Origin of the sequence: Aeromicrobium sp. Root344 (genome assembly GCF_001425755.1) — a bacterium.
Lineage (GTDB): Bacteria > Actinomycetota > Actinomycetes > Propionibacteriales > Nocardioidaceae > Aeromicrobium.
In genome coordinates this window covers 441,564-461,293 of the sequence record NZ_LMDH01000001.1, presented here as the reverse complement: position 1 = coordinate 461,293, position 19,730 = coordinate 441,564, and the positions used below count along the sequence as shown (strand labels likewise).

Genomic DNA, 19,730 nt, shown 5'->3' with positions numbered 1-19,730 from the left:
GCGACTGCTCACGCACCTCGAAACCGCACTGGCCGAGCTCGAGAAGGCCTGGGGCTGATCGCTGCAGCTCGNGCGACTGCTCACGCACCTCGAAACCGCACTGGCCGAGCTCGAGAAGGCCTGGGGCTGATCGCTCGTCCCCAAGATGTCGGCACGTGTGTACGACGATCGGGCCTGATCGGGTTCACAAGTGCCGACATGTTGGGTGCGTGGCGGTCTACTCGGGCGTCGTGGCCCAGCGGTTGGCCAGCAGCTGGTGGCTGGGGGTGTCGTCGAGGGACTCCATCGACTCGTAGATCCGCTCGTAGGACGTCTCGGCGATCCGCCAGCCGTCGGCCTCGCGCCGGTAGCGGTCGCGGTAGTAGCCCGCGCCGCGGATCAGCATCTTGAAGTCCGTGGCGATCACGGTGTCCTCGAAGCCCCACGACCCCTCGGCGGTGTCGCCGTCGACGTCGATCTCGGGGTGGTGCGCGACATGCACCGTGATGATGCCGTTGGAGAGCTTCTCGCTCATGAACCCGACGATCGCGTCACGGCCCTCGAGCGCGTCGAGCTCGCCGTACACCTTGGTGCCGTAGCGGCCGACGGCGTCGGCGGTGAACGTGTCGGCGAACTCGTCCCAGAGCTTCAGGTCGAGCGACCGGAAGTAGCGGTACTTCAGCCGGCGGATGTCTTCGAGCGCTTCGAGGTCCATCCCGGAAGCATCCCAGCGCGGGTCGGCGAAAACAAGAACCCGTTCTAGTTTTGACGTCGCGAGCGGAGACAGGCGAGGGCTACAGGACGAGCAGGAGGACGCCGGCGATCAGGGAGGCGTCGCCGCCCAGCATCAGCGGAAGGCCGTTGCCGCGCGCGACCTCGCCGGGGGCGAGGACCTGGCGGCGGGACGCGACGAACCGGAGGACTCCGAGCACCGAGGCAACGGCTCCGACGGCAATGAGGCAGATGGCGAGCGCAGTCATGGCGACATCGTGGCACGGCGCGACCGGTCGGTCAGGCGTACCGGCACACTGACGGGGTGAACGCCTTCCTCGCCATCGTCGCGATCCTGGGCGTCTCGGCGTCGGGACCGCTGATGGCGGGGGCCAACGCTCCGGCGCTGGCGATCGGTTTCTGGCGCAACGCCCTCGGCACGGCTGCGGTGGCGCCGTTCGCCGCTCGTACGATCCGGCGCGAGCTGACGGGGCTCGATCGCGAGGGCTGGTACGCCACGGGGTTCGCGGGCGTGATGCTGGCGGTGCACTTCGCCACGTGGGTCAGCGCGCTCAAGATGACCTCGGTTGCCGCGGCGACAGCGATGGTCAGCATGCAGGTCGTGTTCGTCGTGGTGATCGACCTGCTGCGGGGGAGGCGCACCCCGCCGGCCGTGGTCGCGGGCGTCTCGATCGCCGTCGTGGGCGTGCTCGTCATCACCGGCGTCGACTTCTCGCTCTCCGCGCGAGCCCTCGCCGGTGACCTGCTCGCGCTGGTCGGCGGCCTGACCGCTGCGCTCTACCTGATGGCCGGCAGCCGGGTCCGCGAGAGCGTGTCGACCACGTCGTACACCGTGGCCTGCTACGGCATCTGTGCGGTGACCCTGGCGACCTCGTGCCTCGTCGCGCAGGTCGAGATGGTCGGCTTCTCCGGTCACACGTGGCTCGCGATCGTCGGTGTCACGATCTGCGCGCAGCTCCTGGGGCACTCGGTGCTGAACCATCTGCTGGCGGTCATGAGCCCGGGCCTGATCTCGCTCCTGCTGCTGTTCGAGGTCCCGGGCGCGGCGATCCTGGCGGGTGTGTTCCTCGACCAGACGCCCCCGGTCGGCGTGTATGCCGGACTGGGCCTGATCCTCGCCGGACTGGTCGTCGTGGTCATACGCCGCCCGCCGCCGGCAGAGGTCCTGCCCGACTAAGTTAACGGGAGGTAACCAACGTCACCCTTCGCTCCGGACGACAGACGAATGGCCCGTCGGTACAGTCAGCAGGTCAACGTCGGCAACATTTTGAGGAGCCCCGCGATGGGTCGTCTTGTCCGCACCGAAGGCCTGACCGAGATCCAGGAAGAGATCCTGAAGACGGTTCGTCAGTTCGTCGAGAAGGAGATCCTGCCTGTCGCGACGGAGCTGGAGCACAAGGACGAGTACCCGACCGACATCGTCGAGGGCCTCAAGGAGCTGGGGATCTTCGGGATCATGATCCCCGAGGAGTACGGCGGACTCGGCGAGTCGCTGCTGACGTACGCGCTGGTGGTCGAGGAGATCGCCCGCGGCTGGATGTCCGTGTCGGGCGTCATCAACACGCACTTCATCCTGGCCTACCTGATCCGCCAGCACGGCACGGACGAGCAGAAGCAGAAGTACCTGCCCAAGATGGCCACCGGCGAGGTCCGTGGCGCGTTCTCCATGTCCGAGCCGGCGCTCGGCTCCGACGTCGCGGCGATCAAGACCAAGGCGACCAAGACTGACGACGGCTACGAGATCACCGGTCAGAAGATGTGGCTGACCAACGGCGGCAGCTCGAACCTCGTCGCGGTGCTGTGCAAGACCGACGAGGGCGACGACAGCGTCTACAAGAACATGACGACGTTCCTGGTCGAGAAGGAGCCCGGCTTCGGCGAGACGGCTCAGGGTGTGACGATCCCGGGCAAGATCGAGAAGATGGGCTACAAGGGCATCGACACGACCGAGATGATCCTGGAGAAGCACAAGATCTCTGCCGACCAGGTCCTCGGCGGCAAGCCCGGCCAGGGTTTCTACCAGATGATGGACGGCGTCGAGGTCGGCCGCGTCAACGTCGGCGCCCGTGCTGTGGGCATCGCCAACCGGGCGTTCGAGCTCGGCATCGCGTACGCCCAGCAGCGCGAGACGTTCGGCAAGCCCATCGCCCAGCACCAGGCGATCTTGTTCCGGCTGGCCGAGATGGCGACCAAGGTCGAAGCCGCCCACGCGATGGTCGTGCGCGCCGCCCGGGGCAAGGATTCGGGTGAGCGCAACGACGTCGAGGCCGGCATGGCCAAGATGCTCGCCGCCGAGTACTGCAACGAGGTGGTGCAGGACTCGTTCCGCATCCACGGCGGCTACGGTTACTCCAAGGAGTACGAGATCGAGCGCCTCTACCGCGAGGCCGCATTCATGCTCATCGGCGAAGGCACCTCCGACATCCAGAAGATGATCATCGGCCGCAGCCTTCTCAAGGACTACAAGCTCTAGGAGCAAGCCATGGCAGAGATCTTCTCGCTCGAGTACCCGCAGTCGCTCGGGGTGTTCGACAAGTACGCCGATGCGCAGAAGGCCGTCGACTACCTCTCGGACAACGAGTTCCCGGTCCAGAACGTCCTGATCGTCGGCACCGAGCTCAAGCAGGTCGAGCGCGTGACCGGCCGACTGACGTGGAGCCGTGTGCTGATGGCCGGCGCCGGCTCGGGTCTGTGGCTCGGCCTGTTCGTGGGGATCGTCGTCTCGGCGTTCTCCGAGGGCAGCAGCTTCTTCGCCACGGTGCTGGGGTGCGCCGCGATCGGCGTGGTGTTCAGCGTGGTGTTCGCCGCGCTCGGCTACGGTGCCACCCGCGGCCAGCGTGACTTCAGCTCGGTGCAGAAGGTCGTGGCGACCAAGTACGAGGTGCTGGTCGAGCACAAGTTCCTCGCCCAGGGCCAGGAGCTCCTGGCCAAGCTGCCCGGCCGCGACCCGTTCGCCGTATGACGACGAAGACCAATCCCGGCAACTTCTTCGAGGACTTCGAGGTCGGCCAGGTCCTCCGCCACGCGACGCCGCGCAGCGTCACCGAGGGAGATCGCGCAGCCTACGGGGCGCTCTACCCGACCCGCTTCGCCGTGCCGTCGTCGGCGGAGTTCGCCGCCTCGGTCGGCCTGAGCCCGGCGCCGGTCGAGGACCTCGTCGCGTTCCACATCGCGTTCGGCAAGACCGTCCCTGATGTCTCGCTCAACGCGGTGGCCAACCTCGGATATGCGGAATGCCGCTTCCATCGTCCGGTCGTGCCGGGCGACACGCTCGCGACGCAGTCGGAGGTCATCGGCCTCAAGCAGAACTCCAACGGCAAGAGCGGTGTGGTCTACGTACGTTCGACCGCGACCAACCAGCGCGGCGAGGTCGTGCTCGACTGGGCGCGCTGGGTCATGGTGCACAAGCGCGACCTTGAGGCGCCCGCACCCGAGACCGTCGTGCCCGACCTCGCGCCGGCCGTGGCCGCAGGCGACCTGATCGTGCCTGCCGGGCTCGACTTCACGGCGTACGACTTCGAGGCGGCGGGGGAGCCGCACCGCTTCGACGACTACGAGACCGGCGAGAAGATCGACCACGTCGACGGCGTGACCCTGACGGACCCGGAGCACATGCTGGCCACCCGGCTGTGGCAGAACACCGCCAAGGTGCACTTCAACACCGAGGCGCGACCCGACGGCAGCCGCCTGGTCTATGGCGGCCACGTCATCTCGTTGGCCCGGGCGCTGTCATTCAACGGCCTCGCCAATGCCCAGCTGATCGCCGCGATCAACGCCGGCGCCCACGTGGCACCTGCGTTCGCCGGCGACACCGTCTATGCGTGGTCCGAGGTGCTGGACAAGGCCGAGACGCCGGCGCCGGGCGTCGGTGCGCTGCGCCTGCGCCTCGTGGCCACCAAGGGCCGTGACGAGTCCATGACCCTGCGTGGCGAGGATGGAAAGTACGCGCCCGGGGTGCTGCTCGACCTGGATGTCTGGGCCCTTGTCCCACGCTGACGAGGTCGAGGACCAGCTCTGGCTGGTGCGCCACGGCGAGACGGAGTGGAGCCGCAGCGGCCAGCACACGTCGACGACCGACCTGCCACTGACCGAGAACGGTGAAGCCGCCGCCCGTACGCTCCTGGGTCCCCTGTCCGGCGTCGAGTTCGTGCACGTCATGTCGAGCCCGCGCCGCCGCGCGATCCACACCGCCGAGCTGGCCGGCTTCGCGACCCCCGAGATCGACGAGGATCTCGCCGAGTGGGCCTACGGCGACTACGAAGGCCTGACGACTCCCGAGATCCGCGAGACCGTGCCCGGCTGGAGCGTCTGGACGCACCCGTCGCCCGGCGGTGAGACGGCCGCGCAGGTGGCTGAGCGGCTTGACCGGGTCGTGGCCCGCGCGCGGGCGGCGGACGGCAAGACCCTCGTCTTCGCCCACGGCCACTCCTTGCGAGTTCTGGCTGCCCGCTGGCTGGGGCTCGACGTCTCGGAGGGGCGTCTGTTCGCGCTCGACACCGCGACGATCTCCGTGCTCGGCGTCGACCGCGGCACCCAGGTCGTACGACAGTGGAACTGCCTGCCTTGACGGTCTGACATGCTGGACCTCACTGCCGTCGGGGGATTGGTACCACCATGCGTCGTCTCGCCCTGCTCGTCCTGAGCGCCGTGCTGCTGTCCGCGTGCGGCTCAAGCGGATCTGCCGGGTCCGCACCCGAGAAGGCGACTCCGTCACCGCAGGCGCACAGCCTGGCTGACCTCGAGGCCGCGTTGCCGGCCAAGGGACAGGTGCCGTCGGCAGCGAGGAAGAAGAGCACCTGCCCCGGGGAGACGTGGTGCCGCAAGGGCGAGGTCTCCGTGGAGTACGAGCTCCGCCCGGCCGGGAAGCCTGAGGAGGCCGAGCGCCGGGCCAAGGTGGCGTTCCTCGTGGATCAGTCATCCGTGACCGCGAAGCTCGTGAAGGATGACGCGGCGGCGAAGGCGTTCGTCGCCAACGCCCGTCGATCGACGGAGAAGTACGACGGCGCTTTCGACATCAAGCTCAAGCCCATCGGCTCGAGCTCCTACCAGCCCGGCGAGAAGGGCACCGGAACCGTGGCCGACGTCGCGATGAGCCGCTGGCACGGGTTCGTCGCGTCGAGGACGCAGAAGTTCTCCGGGTGGAGGGACAACAGGAGCAAGGCCGTCGAGGTCAACGACACCACGTACGACGTGTCGTTCCTGATGGTGGCGACCATCGCGTCGTCCTCACCGCGTATGCCGCGGTGGACGCGGAGGCGCGGGGGCCCGGCGCCGCTGAGCGCCTCGCGCGTCGGCTCGCGACGGACTACATCGAGCGGCTCGGCTGACGGGTCGGGGCCTCGATAGCCTGACCACGTGAAGATCGACCTGCACACCCACAGCGACCGGTCCGACGGCACCGACACTCCCACCGAGCTGATCGAGAACGCCAAGGCGGCCGGGCTAGAAGTCATCGCGATCACGGATCACGACTCGACCGAGGGCTGGAAGGAGGCCGACAAGGCCGCCAAGCGGGTCGGCATCACGCTGGTGCACGGCATCGAGATCTCGACCAAGCTCGAGGGCAAGAGCGTGCACCTCCTGGGCTACGAGTTCGACCCCAAGGACAAGCCACTCCTGCACGAGCTCCGCAAGGTCATCGACGGGCGCAACTCCCGGCTCCCGGCGACGCTCGAGCGGCTGCGGGGCCTCGGCATCGACATCACCGCGCACGACGTACGCGTGAGGTCGACCAACGCCGCCGCGACGGGACGCCCGCACGTGGCGGACGCCCTGATCGACCTCGGCGTCGTCAAGGACCGCACCGAGGCGTTCGACCGCTACCTCAAGCCCGGCCGGCCGGCGTACGTCGATCGCTACGCCGCCGACCTGACCACCGCGATCGGCCTGGTCAAGGCCGCCGGCGGCAAGGCCGTGCTGGCGCATCCGTGGTCACGCGGCAGCCACCGCGTGCTGACCCGCGACCGGATCGGCACGCTCAAGGAGCAGGGACTCGACGGGCTCGAGGTCGACCACAACGACCACGGCGCCGAGGACCGCGCAGCGCTGCGGCAGATCGCCCGCGACCTCGGCCTCGTGCGTACGGGCTCCAGCGACTATCACGGCACCGGCAAGATCGACTTCCCGCTCGGCGGCAACACGACAGAGCCCGAGCAGTACCGGCGCCTCCTCGGCCTCTGACGCGTCAGGGCGCGACGTTGAAGTTGCGCCGGAAGACGTTGTCGGGATCCCAGGCCCGCTTGGCCTCACGCAGCCGCTCGAGAGTCGCCGCCGGCCAGAGGGCGGCGACGTCGTCCGCGGTGTCGGAGCCCAGGAACCCCGAGTAGGACCCGATGCCCTGCTCGCCGATCGTGCGCCAGACCGATCGCGCCTCGTCGCGCTGGTCCTCCGCGTCAGCAGGCAGGAACGCCGCCGAGACGACCAGTGCCTCCGCTGCCCGGTGTGGGAAGGCGGTGGCCGCAGGGTCCACGCGGCCGAACGCCCCACCGAGACCGCGCAGGAACACCACGCGGCCGCCCAGCGCGTACGCCCGGGCGATGGCCTCCACGAGTGGCTCGTCGACCGCCGTCACGAGCGTGTTGCCGATCACCGGACGGATGCCCGGGGGCGGGTGTGGCGCCTCCTCGAGCACCGACGCGTACGCCCGCTCGGTGACGTCCTCAGCGACCACCGTGCCGAGGGACCGGAACGGCTCGAGGACCGAGGTGTCGTCAGAGGCGAGGCAGACGAACAGCGTCGCGCCCGGCGGGAAGTCCCCGAGGGCAGGCATCAGCGCGAGCGTCGTGCTCAGCTCGTCCGGCGCGGTGCGCATCGCTGCGGCCCATCCGGCCACCAACGCGGGCACGTCGTCGAGCGCGAAGCTGATCGTCCCGAACTGGACCGTCGAGACCTGCTGCGCCTGGAACTCGAGGGACGTGACGACACCGAAGTTGCCGGCGCCGCCGCGCAGCGCCCAGAACAGGTCCGGGTTCTCGGTGGCGGATGCGCGCACGATCTGACCGGCAGCGGTGACGACGTCCGCGGCGAGCAGGCTGTCGATCGTCATGCCATGCTTGCGCACCATCCAGCCGATGCCACCGGACTGGGTCAGCCCGCCGACGCCCACCGAGAGCGTGTCGCCGGCGGTGATCGCCAGACCGTGGTCCGCGAGTGCTGCGGCGGCGGCTCCCCAGGTCGCGCCGGCACCGATGCGCACGCGGCCCTCGCCGAGCACCTCGACATGGTCGAGGCGGGAGAGGTCGATGACGACGCCGTCGTCGATGTTGCCGTATCCCAAGGCGTTGTGGCCGCCGCCGCGGATGGCCAGCGGTAGCTGCTCGGCGCGGGCGTGCGCGATCGACGCGGCCACCTCCTCGGGGGTGGTCGGGCGCAGCACGAGCGCGGGCTCGGCGATGCCGGAGATCGTGGTCCTGGCGGCGTCGTAGTCCGGGTCGCCGGGGCGGGTGGCGAAGAGCTCGATGGTCATTCAGGTGTCCTTCGTGTCAGATCGTCTTGATCGCTCGACAATAGAACCTCAAGGACCGTTGAGGTCAAGCCTCGCCGTCAACCCGTCGCGCCGAACTGCTCGACGCGCACGATGTCGCTCGGTACGCCGGCCTCGCCGAGGCTGCGGCCGACAAAGCTGACGAACCCCGCGGAGCCGCAGACGTACGCCCGCTCGATGCCCTTGGAGAGCTCGGCCAGCTCGTCGGGGTAGATGTGGGCGGCCACGCGGTCGCCGTGGTTCTCGCGGGTCAGGGCGATGAAGGCGCCGAACTCCTCGAGCTCCTCGACGTACGGCAGCCGCTCCCGGGTCTGCGCCGAGGCGACGATCGTGAGCTGGGAGGCGGTGCCCATGCGCCGGGCGTAGCGGAGCATCGAGATGAACGGCACGACGCCGGATCCGCCGGCGACGCACAGCGACGGAACCTCTCCGCCCCACACGAACCAGCGCCCGATCGGGCCGCGCAGCTCGAGCTCGTCGCCGACCTCGACGACGTCGTGGAGGAATCCCGAGACCTCGCCGCGCGGCAGGCACTCGACCATGAGCTCGATCAAGGGATCGGCCGGGTCGGACGCCAGTGAGTAGGACCGTTGGGCGGTGTAGCCGTCAGGGGCCCGCAGGCGTACGACGTAGTGCTGGCCGGGCACGTGGTCGTGCCGGTCGGCGACCTCGAGCCGCAGCCGGACGTACGTCTCGCCGAACCGCTCGACCTCGCGCACGATGCCGGTCGTCCAGCTGCTGGCAATCGCCTCCGTCATGCATCACCCTGGTAGCGCTGCTCCAGCCACGGGTCGCCGCGGTCGTGGTAGCCGTTGCGTTCCCAGAACCCCTGCTCGTCGTGGTCCATCAGCTCGATGCGGGTGATCCACTTGGCCGACTTCCAGAAGTACAGGTGCGGCACGAGCAGGCGCACCGGACCGCCGTGCTCGGGCGCGAGCGGCTTGCCGTCGAACTCCCAGACGATCCACGCCTTGCCGCCGGTGATGTCGTCGAGCGGCAGGTTGGTGTTGTAGCCCGTCGTCGAGGTCGCCATGACGTGCGTCGCCTCGGGCTTGGGCCTGGCGATCTCGAGCAGCGCGTCCACGCTGACGCCGGCGAACGTCGTGTCGAACTTGGTCCACGTCGTGACGCAGTGGATGTCGCCGAAGTAGGACGAGCCCGGCAGCGCGTGGATGCCGCGCCAGTCCCAGGTCGTCGGCTTCTCGACGAGCCCGTCGACCGTCATGGTCCAGGTGTCGAGGTCGATCGTCGGGGTCAGCTCGGCGGTGAGGACCGGCCAGGTCGCGCCGGTGTCGTACTGACCGGGTGGCAGCCGGGTGTCCCCGCCGCGCCGGGCGCCGCCGGTGAATCCTCGGGTGAAGTTGGCCATCAGGTGTTCTCCTTCAGGAACGGCAACCAGGCGTCGAGCAGGGCTTGGGGGTTCTCGACGGCGGGGGAGTGGGCGGCACCCTCGATGACGTGGACGTCGGTGCCGAGCCGCGTGGCCATCGCCGCCTGTACGTCGTGCGGCCACGCGTCGTCGTCGGCGCCACGGCCGACCCAGCAGGGGAGCCGGGTGGCCACGACCTCGTCGACGACGTCAGGGGCATCGATCAGGAGCTGCGTGATCGCCTTGAGCGACGCCTCGGAGTTGGCGGTGAAGCGCTTGAGCAGGAATGCCGAGATCTCCGGGGCGAGGGTGGGGTCCTCGGGGCGCATCGCGTGGAGCTGCTCCATCGGCATGGCCCCGATGGCCTGCACGAGCGCCGTGAGGGGACGGCCGGGGGTGTCGCCGAGGGCGCCGGGTCCGGTGCAGAGCAGGCTCAGGCTGTGCCACGCCGACGGGTCGGCGATGGCGGCCTGCTGCGCGACGAGTCCCCCGAACGAGTGCCCCAGGAGGTGCGAGCGGGCCGAGTCGGAGGCGACGTCCCTGACCGCGAGTGCATCGGCAGCGAAGCCGTCCAGCGTGTAGTCGTCGTCGGGAGCGCCGGGTGTCTCGTACTGGCCGCGCTGGTCGTACGTCGTGGCGTCGAAGCCGGCGGCGGCCAGCAACGGCAGCAGAGGCGTGAAGTCCTCCTTGGAGCCCGTCCAGCCCGGGACCAGCAGCACGTGCCCCACGGCACCGTCCGTGCGTACGCCGTGCGCCGCGAACCCGCCGCGCGGCGTCTCGATCGTGACCGCCTCCACCCCGGGAGGCAGCACCAGCGACTTCGGCGTGCTCATGCCGCAGCCGTCCTCAAAAGGGCACGGTACGACGGCAGCGGCATGATTGCTGCCTCATGACTCGTTCCCCCTACTCGCAGAGCTCGTGGGGGGACCCCCAGCTGGCGCTCGCTCATCGGCCGCGCTTCGCGATGCGCGTGACGAGACCCTTCGGCAGGTAGCGTGCGAGCCCGGCCAGCACCTTGTAGCGGAACGACGGGATCGACACCGACTTGCCCTTGTCGAGGTCCTTGAGCGAGGTCTTGACGACCTTGTCGGACTTGAGCCACATCCACTTCGGCACGCCCGAGACGTCCATCTCGCCGCGCTGGTGGAACTCCGTGCGGACGAACCCGGGACACAGTGCCTGCACCGAGATGTTGACGTCGGCGTAGTGGATGTCGGCCCACTGCGACAGGTTGAGCAGCCAGGCCTTGTGGGCCGAGTAGACGCCGCGTGGCGTGAAGGCCGCGACGCTCGACACGTTGATGATCTGGCCACCGCCCCGGCCGGCCATGGTCTTGATCGCCGCATCCATGAGGTGCATCGGCGCACGGACGAGGAGGTCGAGCTGGCGGTCCTCGTCGTTGATGTCGGTCGTGCCGAACCAGCCGGCCAGCGAGGCGCCGGCGTTGTTGACGAGCAGGTCGACCGGGCGGGTCGTGTCGGTCAGCTTGTTGACGGTCGCGCGTACGCCTTCGGTGGTCGACAGGTCGGCCGTCACGACGTCGACCTCGACGCGGTGCTTGCTGCGCATCTGCGTCGCCAGGGTCTCCAGGCGGTCGGTCGTACGGGCCACGATCACGAGGTCGTAGCCGCGCCGGGCCAGCTCCTTGGCGAACGCGTTGCCGATCCCTGAGGTTGCCCCGGTCACCAGCGCGCGACGTGTCATGGAGCAAGCATGCCAAACGCCTCAGCGCGTGGACGGCGAGGTCAGGCGACGTGATGACACAATGGCGACCGTGACGACGACTATCGCAGTGGCGAACCAGAAGGGTGGCGTCGCCAAGACGACGACCGTCGTGTCGCTCGGCGCCGCGCTCACCGAGCTCAAGCAACGAGTCCTGCTGGTCGACGTCGATCCCCAGGGCAGCCTGACGTTCTCGCTCGGCATCGATCCGGAGGACCTCGAGGTCACGGTCGCGGAGGTGCTGCTCGGCACCCGGCAGGCCGAGGACGCGATCGTCATCACGGACGACGGCATGCACCTGCTGCCCGCCAACATCACGCTGACCCAGGCCGAGGAGAGCCTCGTCGGCCGCACCGGACGCGAGCAGCGGCTCCGGGTCGCGCTCGACAAGGTCGCCGACGACTACGACTGGATCCTGATCGACTGCCCGCCGACACTCGGCATCCTGACGGTCGGCGCGCTGTCCGCCTCGCAGCAGGTGCTGATCCCGCTGCAGGCCGAGACGCTGTCGCACCGCGGCGTCGGCCAGCTGCTCGACACGATCCACGACGTGCGCCAGTTCATCAACCCGTCGCTGGAGATCATGGGTGTCTTGCCGACGATGTACGACGGTCGCACCAAGCACGCGCAGAACGTGCTCGCCGCGATCCGTGAGACCTACGAGCTGCCGGTCGTGACGCCACCGATCCCCAAGACGATCCGGTTCGCCGAGGCGCCGGCGATCGGCCGCTCGGTGCTCGCCACGGCCCGTACGCACAAGGGCGCCGAGGCCTACCGCCAGGTCGCCGCCGGCATGCTGGCTGGCAACAAGAAGAAGTAGGCCCCGACGCCTGCGGGCGTCAGACCGCCTCGAGCAGCTCCGCCTGCTCACGGGCGTGCCGCTGCACGGCGTTGCGGTCGGGCAGGAACACGGTCGCGGCGGCCGACAGCAGGTAGCCTCCGGCGGCCCACCATGACGCGGCGACGAACCCGTCCCGCAGCCCGGCTTCGGTGAACGAGTCGCCGACGACGTGGAAGAACACGGCCCCGACGATCGCGATGCCGAGCGCGGAGCCGAGCTGCTGGAACGTGCTGTAGGTCCCGGACGCGGCGCCGGCGTCGTCGGTCGACACCGTCGAGAGCGCGATGTCGATGAGCGGCACGACCAGCATGCCCAGGCCGATCCCGGCCACCAGCAGCGGCGGGGTGCCGTCCCACGCACCGAATCCGGCACCTTGATCGGACACGATCCGGGCCAGCCACCAGATGCCGGCCGCCTGGAGGACAGCACCGGCGAACAGCACGACCTTGCCCAGCTTGAGACCCAACGGCGCCGAGATGCCGACGCCGATGAACGCGCCGAGGCTGAACGGCAGCAGCACCAGGCCGGCATGGACGGCGCTGAACCCGAGACCGCTCTGGACGTAGATCACCAGGGTCAGGGCGAAGCCGGCCATGGCTGCCGAGCAGGCCGCCTGGGTCACGAGGCCCGCCGCGAACCCACGGTTGCCGAACAGGTGCATGGGCAGGAGCGACGACTGCGTGAGCCGTTCGGTCCGCCGCTGGTTGGCGACGAACGCCGCCAGGACGACACCAGCACCGGCGAACATCGCCCAGATCCAGGCCGGCCAGCCCTGCTCACGACCCTCGATCAGGGGGAAGACCAGCAGGAACACGCCTGCCGTGGCCAGGGCGAAGCCGGGGACGTCGAGGCGGGTCGCCCGCTCCGACACGGTGTTGGGGACGTACCTGAGCGCCAGCACGATCAGCACGATGCCGACCGGGATGTTGATCAGGAAGATGCTGCGCCAGCCGACCCCGAAGGCGTCGTGCGTGATGAGCCAGCCGCCGAGGAGGGGACCGACCACGGCCGCGGTGCCCGAGACGGCGCCCACGATGCCGAACACGTTGGCGCGCTCCTTGGGGGCATACATGACCTGCACGGTCGACAGCAGCTGCGGCACCATCATGGCGGCGAAGGCACCCTGCACGACCCGGGCGGCGACGAGGGTGTCGCCATTGCCCGACAGGCAGGCTGCCAGGGACGCAAGCGTGAAGCCGGCGACGCCGAGGACGAAGACGCGTTGGCGGCCGAAGATGTCGCCGAGCCGGCCGCCGGTGATCAGCAGCACCGCGAACGCCAGGGTGTAGCCGCCGAGGATCCACTCGAGGTGGGCCGGGCTGGCGTCGAGGTCGGAGCGGATCGCCGGAAGCGCCACGTTGACGATCGTGACGTCGAGCAGGTCCATGAACGCGGCGAACATCAGGACGCTCGTCGCGATGGCGCGCTTGGTGGATGGGGCAGGGGTGTTCACAGTGTCTCCTTGTGGGTGAGAGACGCTCGCTACCCTGTGCTTGGGGCCGGGGTCGCTTGCGACTCGGTTTCCGATCCCCGGTCGATGCCAGTCGGCCGGGGATCACTGAAATCTCTAGGGGTCGATGCCGAGCAGGTGCCCGAACTCGTCCATGAGCTTGGCGGTGGCCTCCTCGCCGGAGTGCCCGGCAGCGCGCAGCTCGTGGATGCGGCGCCACATCTCCAGGCCGCCGAGCCGGTCGTGCGAGATGTCGTCGACGAGCTTCTCGACGAACGTGATCTCGGCCAGGCGCAACGCCTCGGAGTAGTCGCCCTCGACCAGGAAGAAGGCGGGAAATCCCTCGGGCACATGGGCGCGTACGCCGTCGTACTGGTTGCTGGCCAGGCGTTGCGCCCGGAGTCGCAGCTTGAGCAGCTCGAGGGCCTCCTCGGGCGGCAGGGCGCCCATCAGCGAGAGCGCGGCCTCGAAGTCGGTGAACTGCGGCGTGGGGTCGCGCAGCATCTCGCTGAGCCAGTCCCGCATCGCCGTGGCGCCCTCGTCGGTGAGCTCGTACACGGTCCGCTCGGGGCGGTTGCCCTCACGAAGCGTCTCGCGCGCGGCGATCAGGCCCTTCTTGCGCAGCGACTCGACGACGGCGTAGAGCGACCCGTAGTTGAGCCGGATGCTCTCCTCCTTGCTGCGTTGGCGCAGCGTCGAGGACATCTCGTAGGGATGCATGGGCTTCTCGAAGAGCAGTGTCAGCACCGCCAGGGACAGGGCGTTGGCTGGTCGCTTCATGGCACTCCTCCGATCGTTGCTCGTACTCGAATACTCTAACTAGAGTAATTCGCGTTTGGCAAGTCTCCGGAGCGATGCGACCACGCCGTTTAGGATGGGAGCGTGTCCAAGCACCGCGCTTCCCATCGGATGGTCCGCCGTCGCGGACGCGTCGGCGTGCTGGGGCTCGCGATCGTCGTCACGATGGCCGTCGGCGGAGCCGCCGTCGGCATCCTGCCGCAGCTCAAGCCCGACCGGGCGGCAGCCGACACGACAGCGGCCGCGCCGGCGTCGATCGAGACGGCACGGGTCGACACCGTCGCCATCCCGACGCCCGCACCCAAGCGGCGCGCCGCCGCCGCGAGCGTCACCAAGGTGGCCCCGGTCGCCGAGCTCCCGGCGGGCTCCGGTTCGGGGCGGCGCATCGTGTTCGACCAGAGCGACCAGCGGGTCTGGCTGGTCGACGACGGCAGCAAGGTCGCCCGCACCTATCTCGTGTCGGGCAGCCGCTTCGACAACCTGCAGCCGGGGTCCTACACGGTGCAGTCGAAGTCTCGGCACGCCGGCGCGTTCGACGGCAGCGGCTCGATGGAGTACTTCGTACGCTTCGCGACCGGCTACAGCGAGCCGATCGGCTTCCACTCGGTGCCCAAGGACAACTCCGGCAAGCTAGAGCAGACCAAGGCACAGCTGGGCACGCCGCTGTCGGCCGGCTGCGTACGCCAGTGGCTGCCCGACGCGATCGCCCTGTGGGACTTCGCCCCCGTCGGCACCAAGGTCATCGTCACCGCCTGAAACGCGAAGGTCCTTGAGCTTGTCGAAAGGACGTCCTTTCGACAAGCTCAAGGACCGAGTGGTCGCTCGGGAAGAGCTAGTCCGTCTTGGCGACGGGGGCTCCGCCGCGCGAGCGCGTGCGGTTGCGGTTGCGCCGGGGACGCTGTGCGCCGTCGCTCTTCTCGCCGCCGGAGGACTGCTGAGCCTTCTGCTCGCCGCCGCGTCCACCACGGTCTCCGCCGCTGCGCTCGCCGCCGCGTCCACCACGGTCTCCGCCGCTGCGACCGCGACCGCCGCCACTGCGCCCGTCGTCCTTCTTGGGCTCGCGTGGCGACGGGTCCTTGATGCGGCCCTTGACGTTGCGGTCGATGCCGAGGTCGTGGAACAGGTGGTCCGACGTCGAGTAGGTCTCCTGCGGCTCGTCGAACGGCAGGCCCAGCTCGGTGTTGATGAGCTTCCAGCGCACCAGGTCAGCCCAGTCAACGAACGTCACGGCGATGCCCGAGGCGCCGGCGCGGCCTGTGCGGCCGATGCGGTGGACGTACGTCTTGTGGTCCTCGGGGCAGTTGTAGTTGATGACGTGCGTGATGCCGGCGACGTCGATGCCGCGGGCGGCCACGTCGGTCGCGACGAGGATGTTGATCTTGCCCTCGCGGAAGCGGGTCAGCGCCTTCTCACGGGCCGGCTGCGCCATGTCGCCGTGCAGCGGCGAGGCGGGGAAGCCGCGGTCGATCAGCTCGTCGGCGACCCGTTGTGCGGTGCGCTTGGTGCGAGTGAAGACCAGCACCTTGCCGACGTCGTCGGCCTGGAGGATGCGGCCGACGATCTCGGCCTTGTCCATCTCGTGCGCCTGCCAGACGAACTGCGCCGTCGCCGGCACCATCTGGTTGTCCTCGCCGGACTCGGCACGGATGTTCATGGGGTGGCGCATGTGCTTGCGGGCCAGCCCGACGATCGCGCCCGGCATCGTGGCCGAGAACAGCATCGTCTGGCGGGTCTCGGGCGTCTTGGCCAGCAGTGACTCGACGTCGGGCAGGAAGCCCAGGTCGAGCATCTCGTCGGCCTCGTCGAGGACGAGCGACTTGACGTGCGACAGGTCGAGGGCGCCGCGGTTGGCGAGGTCGAGCAGTCGGCCGGGCGTACCGACGACGATGTCGACGCCGGCCTTGAGCGCGTCGAGCTGCGACTCGTAGGGGACACCGCCGTAGATCGTCAGGTTGCGGGTGCCGCGCTTCTTGGACGCGATCTCGATGTCGCTGGCGACCTGGATCGCGAGCTCACGGGTGGGCGCCACGATCAGGGCCTGCGGCTTGCCCGCGACGACCTGGTCATAGTCGGCGTCGTGGGGCGCGACCGTGCGCTGGATGACCGGGATGCCGAACGCCAGCGTCTTGCCGGTGCCGGTGCGCGCCTGGCCGATCAGATCGGTGCCCATGAGGGCGACGCCGAGCGTCATCTCCTGGATCGGGAAAGCTTCTTGGATGCCGACGTCACTCAGTGCGTCGGCGATCTCGGGCATGACGCCCAGATCTTTGAACGTAGTCAGGGTCTTCTCGAATTCTTGAGACTCGTGGGATTTCTGGGCCCAGTCTATCGTCTGGCGGCGCCGGCCTTCCCGCTACGCTGCGGGGCATGGCTTCCAAGAACGTTCCGCCGCCCTCGACGTTGGACGATCCGGTCTATCGCACCGGCGTGATCGAGTTGCTCGGCATCCTCGCGTACGGCGAGATCAGCGCGTGCGAGCGCCTTGCCGAGGACGCCAAGATGGCGCCGGACCTCAAGACCAAGGTCGAGATCGCGGCGATGGCGACCGCCGAGTTCGGGCACTTCGAGAAGCTGCGCGACCGGCTGGTCCAGCTCGGCGAGGACCCGTACGAGACGATGCAGGAGTTCGCCACGATCTTCGAGCGGTTCCACCGGCAGACCGCGCCGTCGGACTGGCTCGAGGGACTCGTCAAGGCGTACGTCGGCGACGGTCTCGCCGCCGACTTCTACCGCGAGATCGCGGCCTATCTCGACCCCGAGACGCGTTCGCTGGTCCTCGACACGCTGAGCGGCACGGGGCACTCGGACTTCGTCGTCGACGCCGTGCGCGGGGCGATCGAGAAGGACCCGCGGGTCGGCGGGCGCCTGGCCCTATGGGGGCGGCGACTCATGGGCGAGGCACTCAGCCAGGCACAGACCGTCGTCGCCGAGCGCGATGCGCTCAGCACCGTGCTGGTCGGCGGCGTCGACCATCCCGGGATGGACCTGGCCGGTATCGGGCGCATGTTCACCCGCCTCACCGAGGCCCACGCGGCGCGCATGGACAAGCTCGGCCTGGCCGCCTGACTCTCGAGCGGTGACCTGGTCGCCTGTCGAGCCGTTGAGCGGTGACCTGGTCGCCTGTCAGCCCGTGCAATGGGCGACCACGTCACCGCCCCGGCACGGGAATGGCGACTGGCTCACGGCTCAGGAGCCTCGCAGCTCGGCGACGCGTTGCTCGAGCTGGCGGCGTTCCTGGTCGGTCGGCGCGAGCTCGATCGCCTGCTCGAGGGCGATCAGCGCCTCCTCGTGCAGCCCCGCGCGGCTGAGCAGGTCGCCGCGAGCGGCCGCGACGAGGTAGTGCCCGGCGAGCCGGGAGTCCTCGGCGGCGGACTCCAGCGCGGCGAGGCCGGCCAACGCGCCGTCGCTCATCCCGACCGCGATCGCCCGGTTGAGCGCGATCACGGGCGACGGAGCGATGTCGAGCAGCTCGTCGTAGAGCGCGACGATCGCAGGCCAGTCGGTCTGCTCCGCCGACGGCGCCGAGGCGTGGACGGCGGCGATGTCGGCCTGCACGGCGTACGGCCCACGCACGGTCCAGCGCCGCCGGAGCAGCGCGGAGCCCTCGTCGATCTCGTCCCGGCGCCAGCGGGATCGGTCCTGGTGCTCGAGCGTCACCCGCTCGCCGTCGACCACGCGGGCATCGCGTCGCGCGTGCTGCAGCAGCATCAGCGCCAGCAACGCCCGCGTCTCGTCGGAGTCGGGCAGCAGCGTGACGAGCAGCCGGCCGAGCCGGATCGCCTCGTCGGCGAGTGAGCGGGCGCTCGTCGCGTAGCCCTCGGTGAACACGAGGTACACGACCGCCAGGACGCCGCCGACACGCTCGGCCAGGTCCTCGGTGGGCACGCGGTAGGGGATCCCGGCGTGGGTGATCTTGTTCTTGGCCCGCAGGAGTCGCTGCCCCATCGTGGCCTCCGAGGTGAGGAACGCCCGGCCGATCGCCTCGGTCGACAGTCCCGACACGACCTTGAGCGTCAACGCCACCCGAGCCTCGAGAGCCAGCGCGGGGTGGCAGCACGTGAACACCAGCCGGAGCCGGTCGTCACCCATCGGCGACGGATCCGTGTGGTCGTCGGTCAGTTCCTCGATCGCCGCGACCTCAGCCAGCTTGTCCCGCTCGACCTGACCGCGTCGCAGCACGTCGATCGCCCGCCGCCGAGCCGTGGCGGTGAGCCACGCGGCCGGATTGGCGGGTATGCCGTCGCGCGGCCACGTGAGCAGGGCGCGTTCGGCGGCGTCGGACACCACGTCCTCGGCGAGATCCCAGTCGCCCGTCGTACGGATGAGGGAGGCGACGATGCGCAGCCGCTGCTCCGCCAGGGCATCGGCGAGAGCGCGACCGACGTCCTCGCCGGTCGCGCCCCCGCCAGCCGTCATGTGCTCAGGCCTCGTCGAAGGGCCAGAACGGCCGCAGCTCGATCGTCCCGGCAGCAACCATCGGGTGGGTCGCCGCGATCGCGATGGCCTCGTCGAGGTCCTCGCACTCCAGGATGTCGAAGCCGGCAATCCACTCGCGGCTCTCGGTGAACGGCCCGTCGGTGACGAGCAGCTCACCGCCGCGGCGGCGGACGGTCGTGGCGGACTCCGGCGGGCGGAGCCGTTCACCGATCACCCGTTTGCCGGACGCATCGTTCCTGGAGACCCAGTCCTCGACCTCGTCGACGGCCGGGTCGGCCGGCCGGTCCGCGGCCTCGGGATCGCTGACGACCAACATCATGTACTTCATGCCTGCTCCTTCGTCGGATTCATCGTCGTACATCAGCACGACGAACGGGACCCCTACGAATCCGACAGGATCTGCTCGACGACCGAGGATTTCTCGTCGGCGTAGTCCTGCACGTGCTCCCAGTGCTGCGCGGCGAGGCGCTGCTTGGTCGCGAGATAGCGCTCGAACGACGCAGGATCGGTGCGCAGCCGGTCGCGGAACGTGATCATGCGGTCGTGCTCGGGGGAGCCCGCCGTGAACACGTGCAGGTTGACCCGCGGCTCGTCGAGCCGGAGCAAGCGGTGCTCGTGCCAGCCGCGCTCGCGGAGGTGCAGGACGTAGCCGAGGCGCTCGAGCGCCGGCACGTACGCGGGCTCGTCGGCGCTGTCCACGACGAGCAGGTTGACGTCGATGATCGGCTTGGCCGGCAGTCCCGGGACCGAGGTCGAGCCGACGTGCTCGACCACCGTGGCGACCGGTCCCAACGCCGTACGGATGCCGGTCGCCAGGGCTTCGAACGTCTCTGGCCACTGCGGGTCGTAGGGGGACAGGTCGATCGTGCCGTCGACCCGCGACGGGGGCAGCAGGTACTCGGTCGACCCGTCAGACACG

At 69.4% G+C, this 19,730-nt stretch carries 24 protein-coding genes; 11 read left to right on the top strand and 13 right to left on the bottom strand.

The features are described 5' to 3' along the window. Positions 1-58: hypothetical protein (locus tag ASC61_RS20350; protein WP_268750621.1), on the top strand; the 58-nt coding region annotated here is incomplete at its 5' end. 159 nt (positions 59-217) lie between these two features. On the opposite strand, the gene ASC61_RS02250 is transcribed toward ASC61_RS20350, so the two are convergent. Then, positions 218-694: a nuclear transport factor 2 family protein gene (locus ASC61_RS02250; RefSeq protein WP_056208729.1), complete on the bottom strand. Its 477-nt coding sequence runs from the start codon at positions 692-694 to the stop codon at positions 218-220. 79 nt (positions 695-773) lie between these two features. After that, positions 774-959 (bottom strand): hypothetical protein, encoded by a 186-nt coding sequence (locus ASC61_RS02245; protein ID WP_056208727.1) that lies wholly within the window; start codon positions 957-959, stop codon positions 774-776. A gap of 56 nt (positions 960-1,015) precedes the next feature. Here ASC61_RS02245 and ASC61_RS02240 point away from each other — a divergent pair, with 56 nt between their 5' ends. From ASC61_RS02240 to ASC61_RS02210, 7 genes are all read left to right on the top strand, one after another. Then, positions 1,016-1,888: a DMT family transporter gene (locus ASC61_RS02240; RefSeq protein WP_056208723.1), complete on the top strand. Its 873-nt coding sequence runs from the start codon at positions 1,016-1,018 to the stop codon at positions 1,886-1,888. A gap of 105 nt (positions 1,889-1,993) precedes the next feature. Next, on the top strand, positions 1,994-3,184 hold the full coding sequence (locus tag ASC61_RS02235; protein WP_056208720.1) for an acyl-CoA dehydrogenase family protein: 1,191 nt from the start codon (positions 1,994-1,996) through the stop codon (positions 3,182-3,184). Between the two features lie 9 nt (positions 3,185-3,193). Next, on the top strand, positions 3,194-3,673 hold the full coding sequence (locus ASC61_RS02230; protein ID WP_056208717.1) for a general stress protein: 480 nt from the start codon (positions 3,194-3,196) through the stop codon (positions 3,671-3,673). Beyond that, on the top strand, positions 3,670-4,707 hold the full coding sequence (locus tag ASC61_RS02225) for a MaoC family dehydratase (RefSeq protein WP_056208714.1): 1,038 nt from the start codon (positions 3,670-3,672) through the stop codon (positions 4,705-4,707). The genes ASC61_RS02230 and ASC61_RS02225 overlap by 4 nt, the downstream gene beginning before the upstream one ends. Beyond that, positions 4,694-5,278: a histidine phosphatase family protein gene (locus ASC61_RS02220; protein ID WP_235503457.1), complete on the top strand. Its 585-nt coding sequence runs from the start codon at positions 4,694-4,696 to the stop codon at positions 5,276-5,278. The genes ASC61_RS02225 and ASC61_RS02220 overlap by 14 nt, the downstream gene beginning before the upstream one ends. A gap of 47 nt (positions 5,279-5,325) precedes the next feature. Next, complete coding sequence (locus tag ASC61_RS02215; protein WP_056208707.1) at positions 5,326-6,057, top strand: hypothetical protein; 732 nt, start codon at positions 5,326-5,328, stop codon at positions 6,055-6,057. A 9-nt stretch (positions 6,058-6,066) separates the two neighbouring features. Continuing rightward, positions 6,067-6,891, top strand: coding sequence for a PHP domain-containing protein (locus ASC61_RS02210; RefSeq protein WP_056208704.1), 825 nt, complete (start codon positions 6,067-6,069; stop codon positions 6,889-6,891). 4 nt (positions 6,892-6,895) lie between these two features. Here the strand turns inward: ASC61_RS02210 and ASC61_RS02205 are convergent, their stop codons facing one another. From ASC61_RS02205 to ASC61_RS02185, 5 genes are all read right to left on the bottom strand, one after another. Then, positions 6,896-8,176: an FAD-binding oxidoreductase gene (locus tag ASC61_RS02205; RefSeq protein WP_056208702.1), complete on the bottom strand. Its 1,281-nt coding sequence runs from the start codon at positions 8,174-8,176 to the stop codon at positions 6,896-6,898. 77 nt (positions 8,177-8,253) lie between these two features. After that, the gene (locus ASC61_RS02200) at positions 8,254-8,952 is read right to left on the bottom strand and encodes an FAD-binding oxidoreductase (protein WP_082530403.1); all 699 of its coding nucleotides are present in this window, start codon (positions 8,950-8,952) and stop codon (positions 8,254-8,256) included. Further along, positions 8,949-9,563, bottom strand: a complete 615-nt coding sequence (locus ASC61_RS02195; protein WP_056208699.1) for a sulfite oxidase-like oxidoreductase — start codon at positions 9,561-9,563, stop codon at positions 8,949-8,951. The genes ASC61_RS02200 and ASC61_RS02195 overlap by 4 nt, the downstream gene beginning before the upstream one ends. Next, on the bottom strand, positions 9,563-10,396 hold the full coding sequence (locus tag ASC61_RS02190) for an alpha/beta fold hydrolase (RefSeq protein ID WP_056208697.1): 834 nt from the start codon (positions 10,394-10,396) through the stop codon (positions 9,563-9,565). The genes ASC61_RS02195 and ASC61_RS02190 overlap by 1 nt, the downstream gene beginning before the upstream one ends. Before the next feature lie 112 nt (positions 10,397-10,508). After that, complete coding sequence (locus ASC61_RS02185) at positions 10,509-11,267, bottom strand: SDR family NAD(P)-dependent oxidoreductase (RefSeq protein ID WP_056208694.1); 759 nt, start codon at positions 11,265-11,267, stop codon at positions 10,509-10,511. Positions 11,268-11,328: 61 nt separating this feature from the next. On the opposite strand from ASC61_RS02185, the gene ASC61_RS02180 reads away from it, so the two are divergent. Further along, positions 11,329-12,105 carry a ParA family protein gene (locus ASC61_RS02180; RefSeq protein WP_056208691.1) on the top strand — a complete coding sequence of 259 codons (777 nt, stop codon included), beginning with the start codon at positions 11,329-11,331 and terminating at the stop codon, positions 12,103-12,105. Between the two features lie 19 nt (positions 12,106-12,124). Here the strand turns inward: ASC61_RS02180 and ASC61_RS02175 are convergent, their stop codons facing one another. Both ASC61_RS02175 and ASC61_RS02170 read right to left on the bottom strand, forming a co-directional pair. Further along, positions 12,125-13,579 carry an MFS transporter gene (locus tag ASC61_RS02175; RefSeq protein WP_056208688.1) on the bottom strand — a complete coding sequence of 485 codons (1,455 nt, stop codon included), beginning with the start codon at positions 13,577-13,579 and terminating at the stop codon, positions 12,125-12,127. Between the two features lie 114 nt (positions 13,580-13,693). After that, a complete protein-coding gene (locus tag ASC61_RS02170; protein ID WP_056208685.1) occupies positions 13,694-14,356 on the bottom strand; it encodes a PadR family transcriptional regulator in 663 nt (220 codons plus the stop codon). 102 nt (positions 14,357-14,458) lie between these two features. Here ASC61_RS02170 and ASC61_RS02165 point away from each other — a divergent pair, with 102 nt between their 5' ends. Then, positions 14,459-15,130: a L,D-transpeptidase gene (locus ASC61_RS02165; protein ID WP_157439347.1), complete on the top strand. Its 672-nt coding sequence runs from the start codon at positions 14,459-14,461 to the stop codon at positions 15,128-15,130. 76 nt (positions 15,131-15,206) lie between these two features. Here the strand turns inward: ASC61_RS02165 and ASC61_RS02160 are convergent, their stop codons facing one another. Next, positions 15,207-16,628 carry a DEAD/DEAH box helicase gene (locus ASC61_RS02160; RefSeq protein WP_056208677.1) on the bottom strand — a complete coding sequence of 474 codons (1,422 nt, stop codon included), beginning with the start codon at positions 16,626-16,628 and terminating at the stop codon, positions 15,207-15,209. Positions 16,629-16,741: 113 nt separating this feature from the next. Here ASC61_RS02160 and ASC61_RS02155 point away from each other — a divergent pair, with 113 nt between their 5' ends. Then, positions 16,742-17,440 carry a ferritin-like fold-containing protein gene (locus tag ASC61_RS02155; RefSeq protein WP_056208675.1) on the top strand — a complete coding sequence of 233 codons (699 nt, stop codon included), beginning with the start codon at positions 16,742-16,744 and terminating at the stop codon, positions 17,438-17,440. Positions 17,441-17,560: 120 nt separating this feature from the next. Here the strand turns inward: ASC61_RS02155 and ASC61_RS02150 are convergent, their stop codons facing one another. The 3 genes from ASC61_RS02150 to ASC61_RS02140 are packed head-to-tail and all read right to left on the bottom strand — an operon-like array spanning position 17,561 to position 19,729. Then, positions 17,561-18,790 (bottom strand): RNA polymerase sigma factor, encoded by a 1,230-nt coding sequence (locus ASC61_RS02150; protein ID WP_056208672.1) that lies wholly within the window; start codon positions 18,788-18,790, stop codon positions 17,561-17,563. A gap of 4 nt (positions 18,791-18,794) precedes the next feature. Continuing rightward, positions 18,795-19,139: a YciI family protein gene (locus ASC61_RS02145; RefSeq protein WP_056208668.1), complete on the bottom strand. Its 345-nt coding sequence runs from the start codon at positions 19,137-19,139 to the stop codon at positions 18,795-18,797. Positions 19,140-19,192: 53 nt separating this feature from the next. Next, the gene (locus ASC61_RS02140; protein WP_056208667.1) at positions 19,193-19,729 is read right to left on the bottom strand and encodes a GrpB family protein; all 537 of its coding nucleotides are present in this window, start codon (positions 19,727-19,729) and stop codon (positions 19,193-19,195) included. Position 19,730 lies beyond the last annotated feature (1 nt).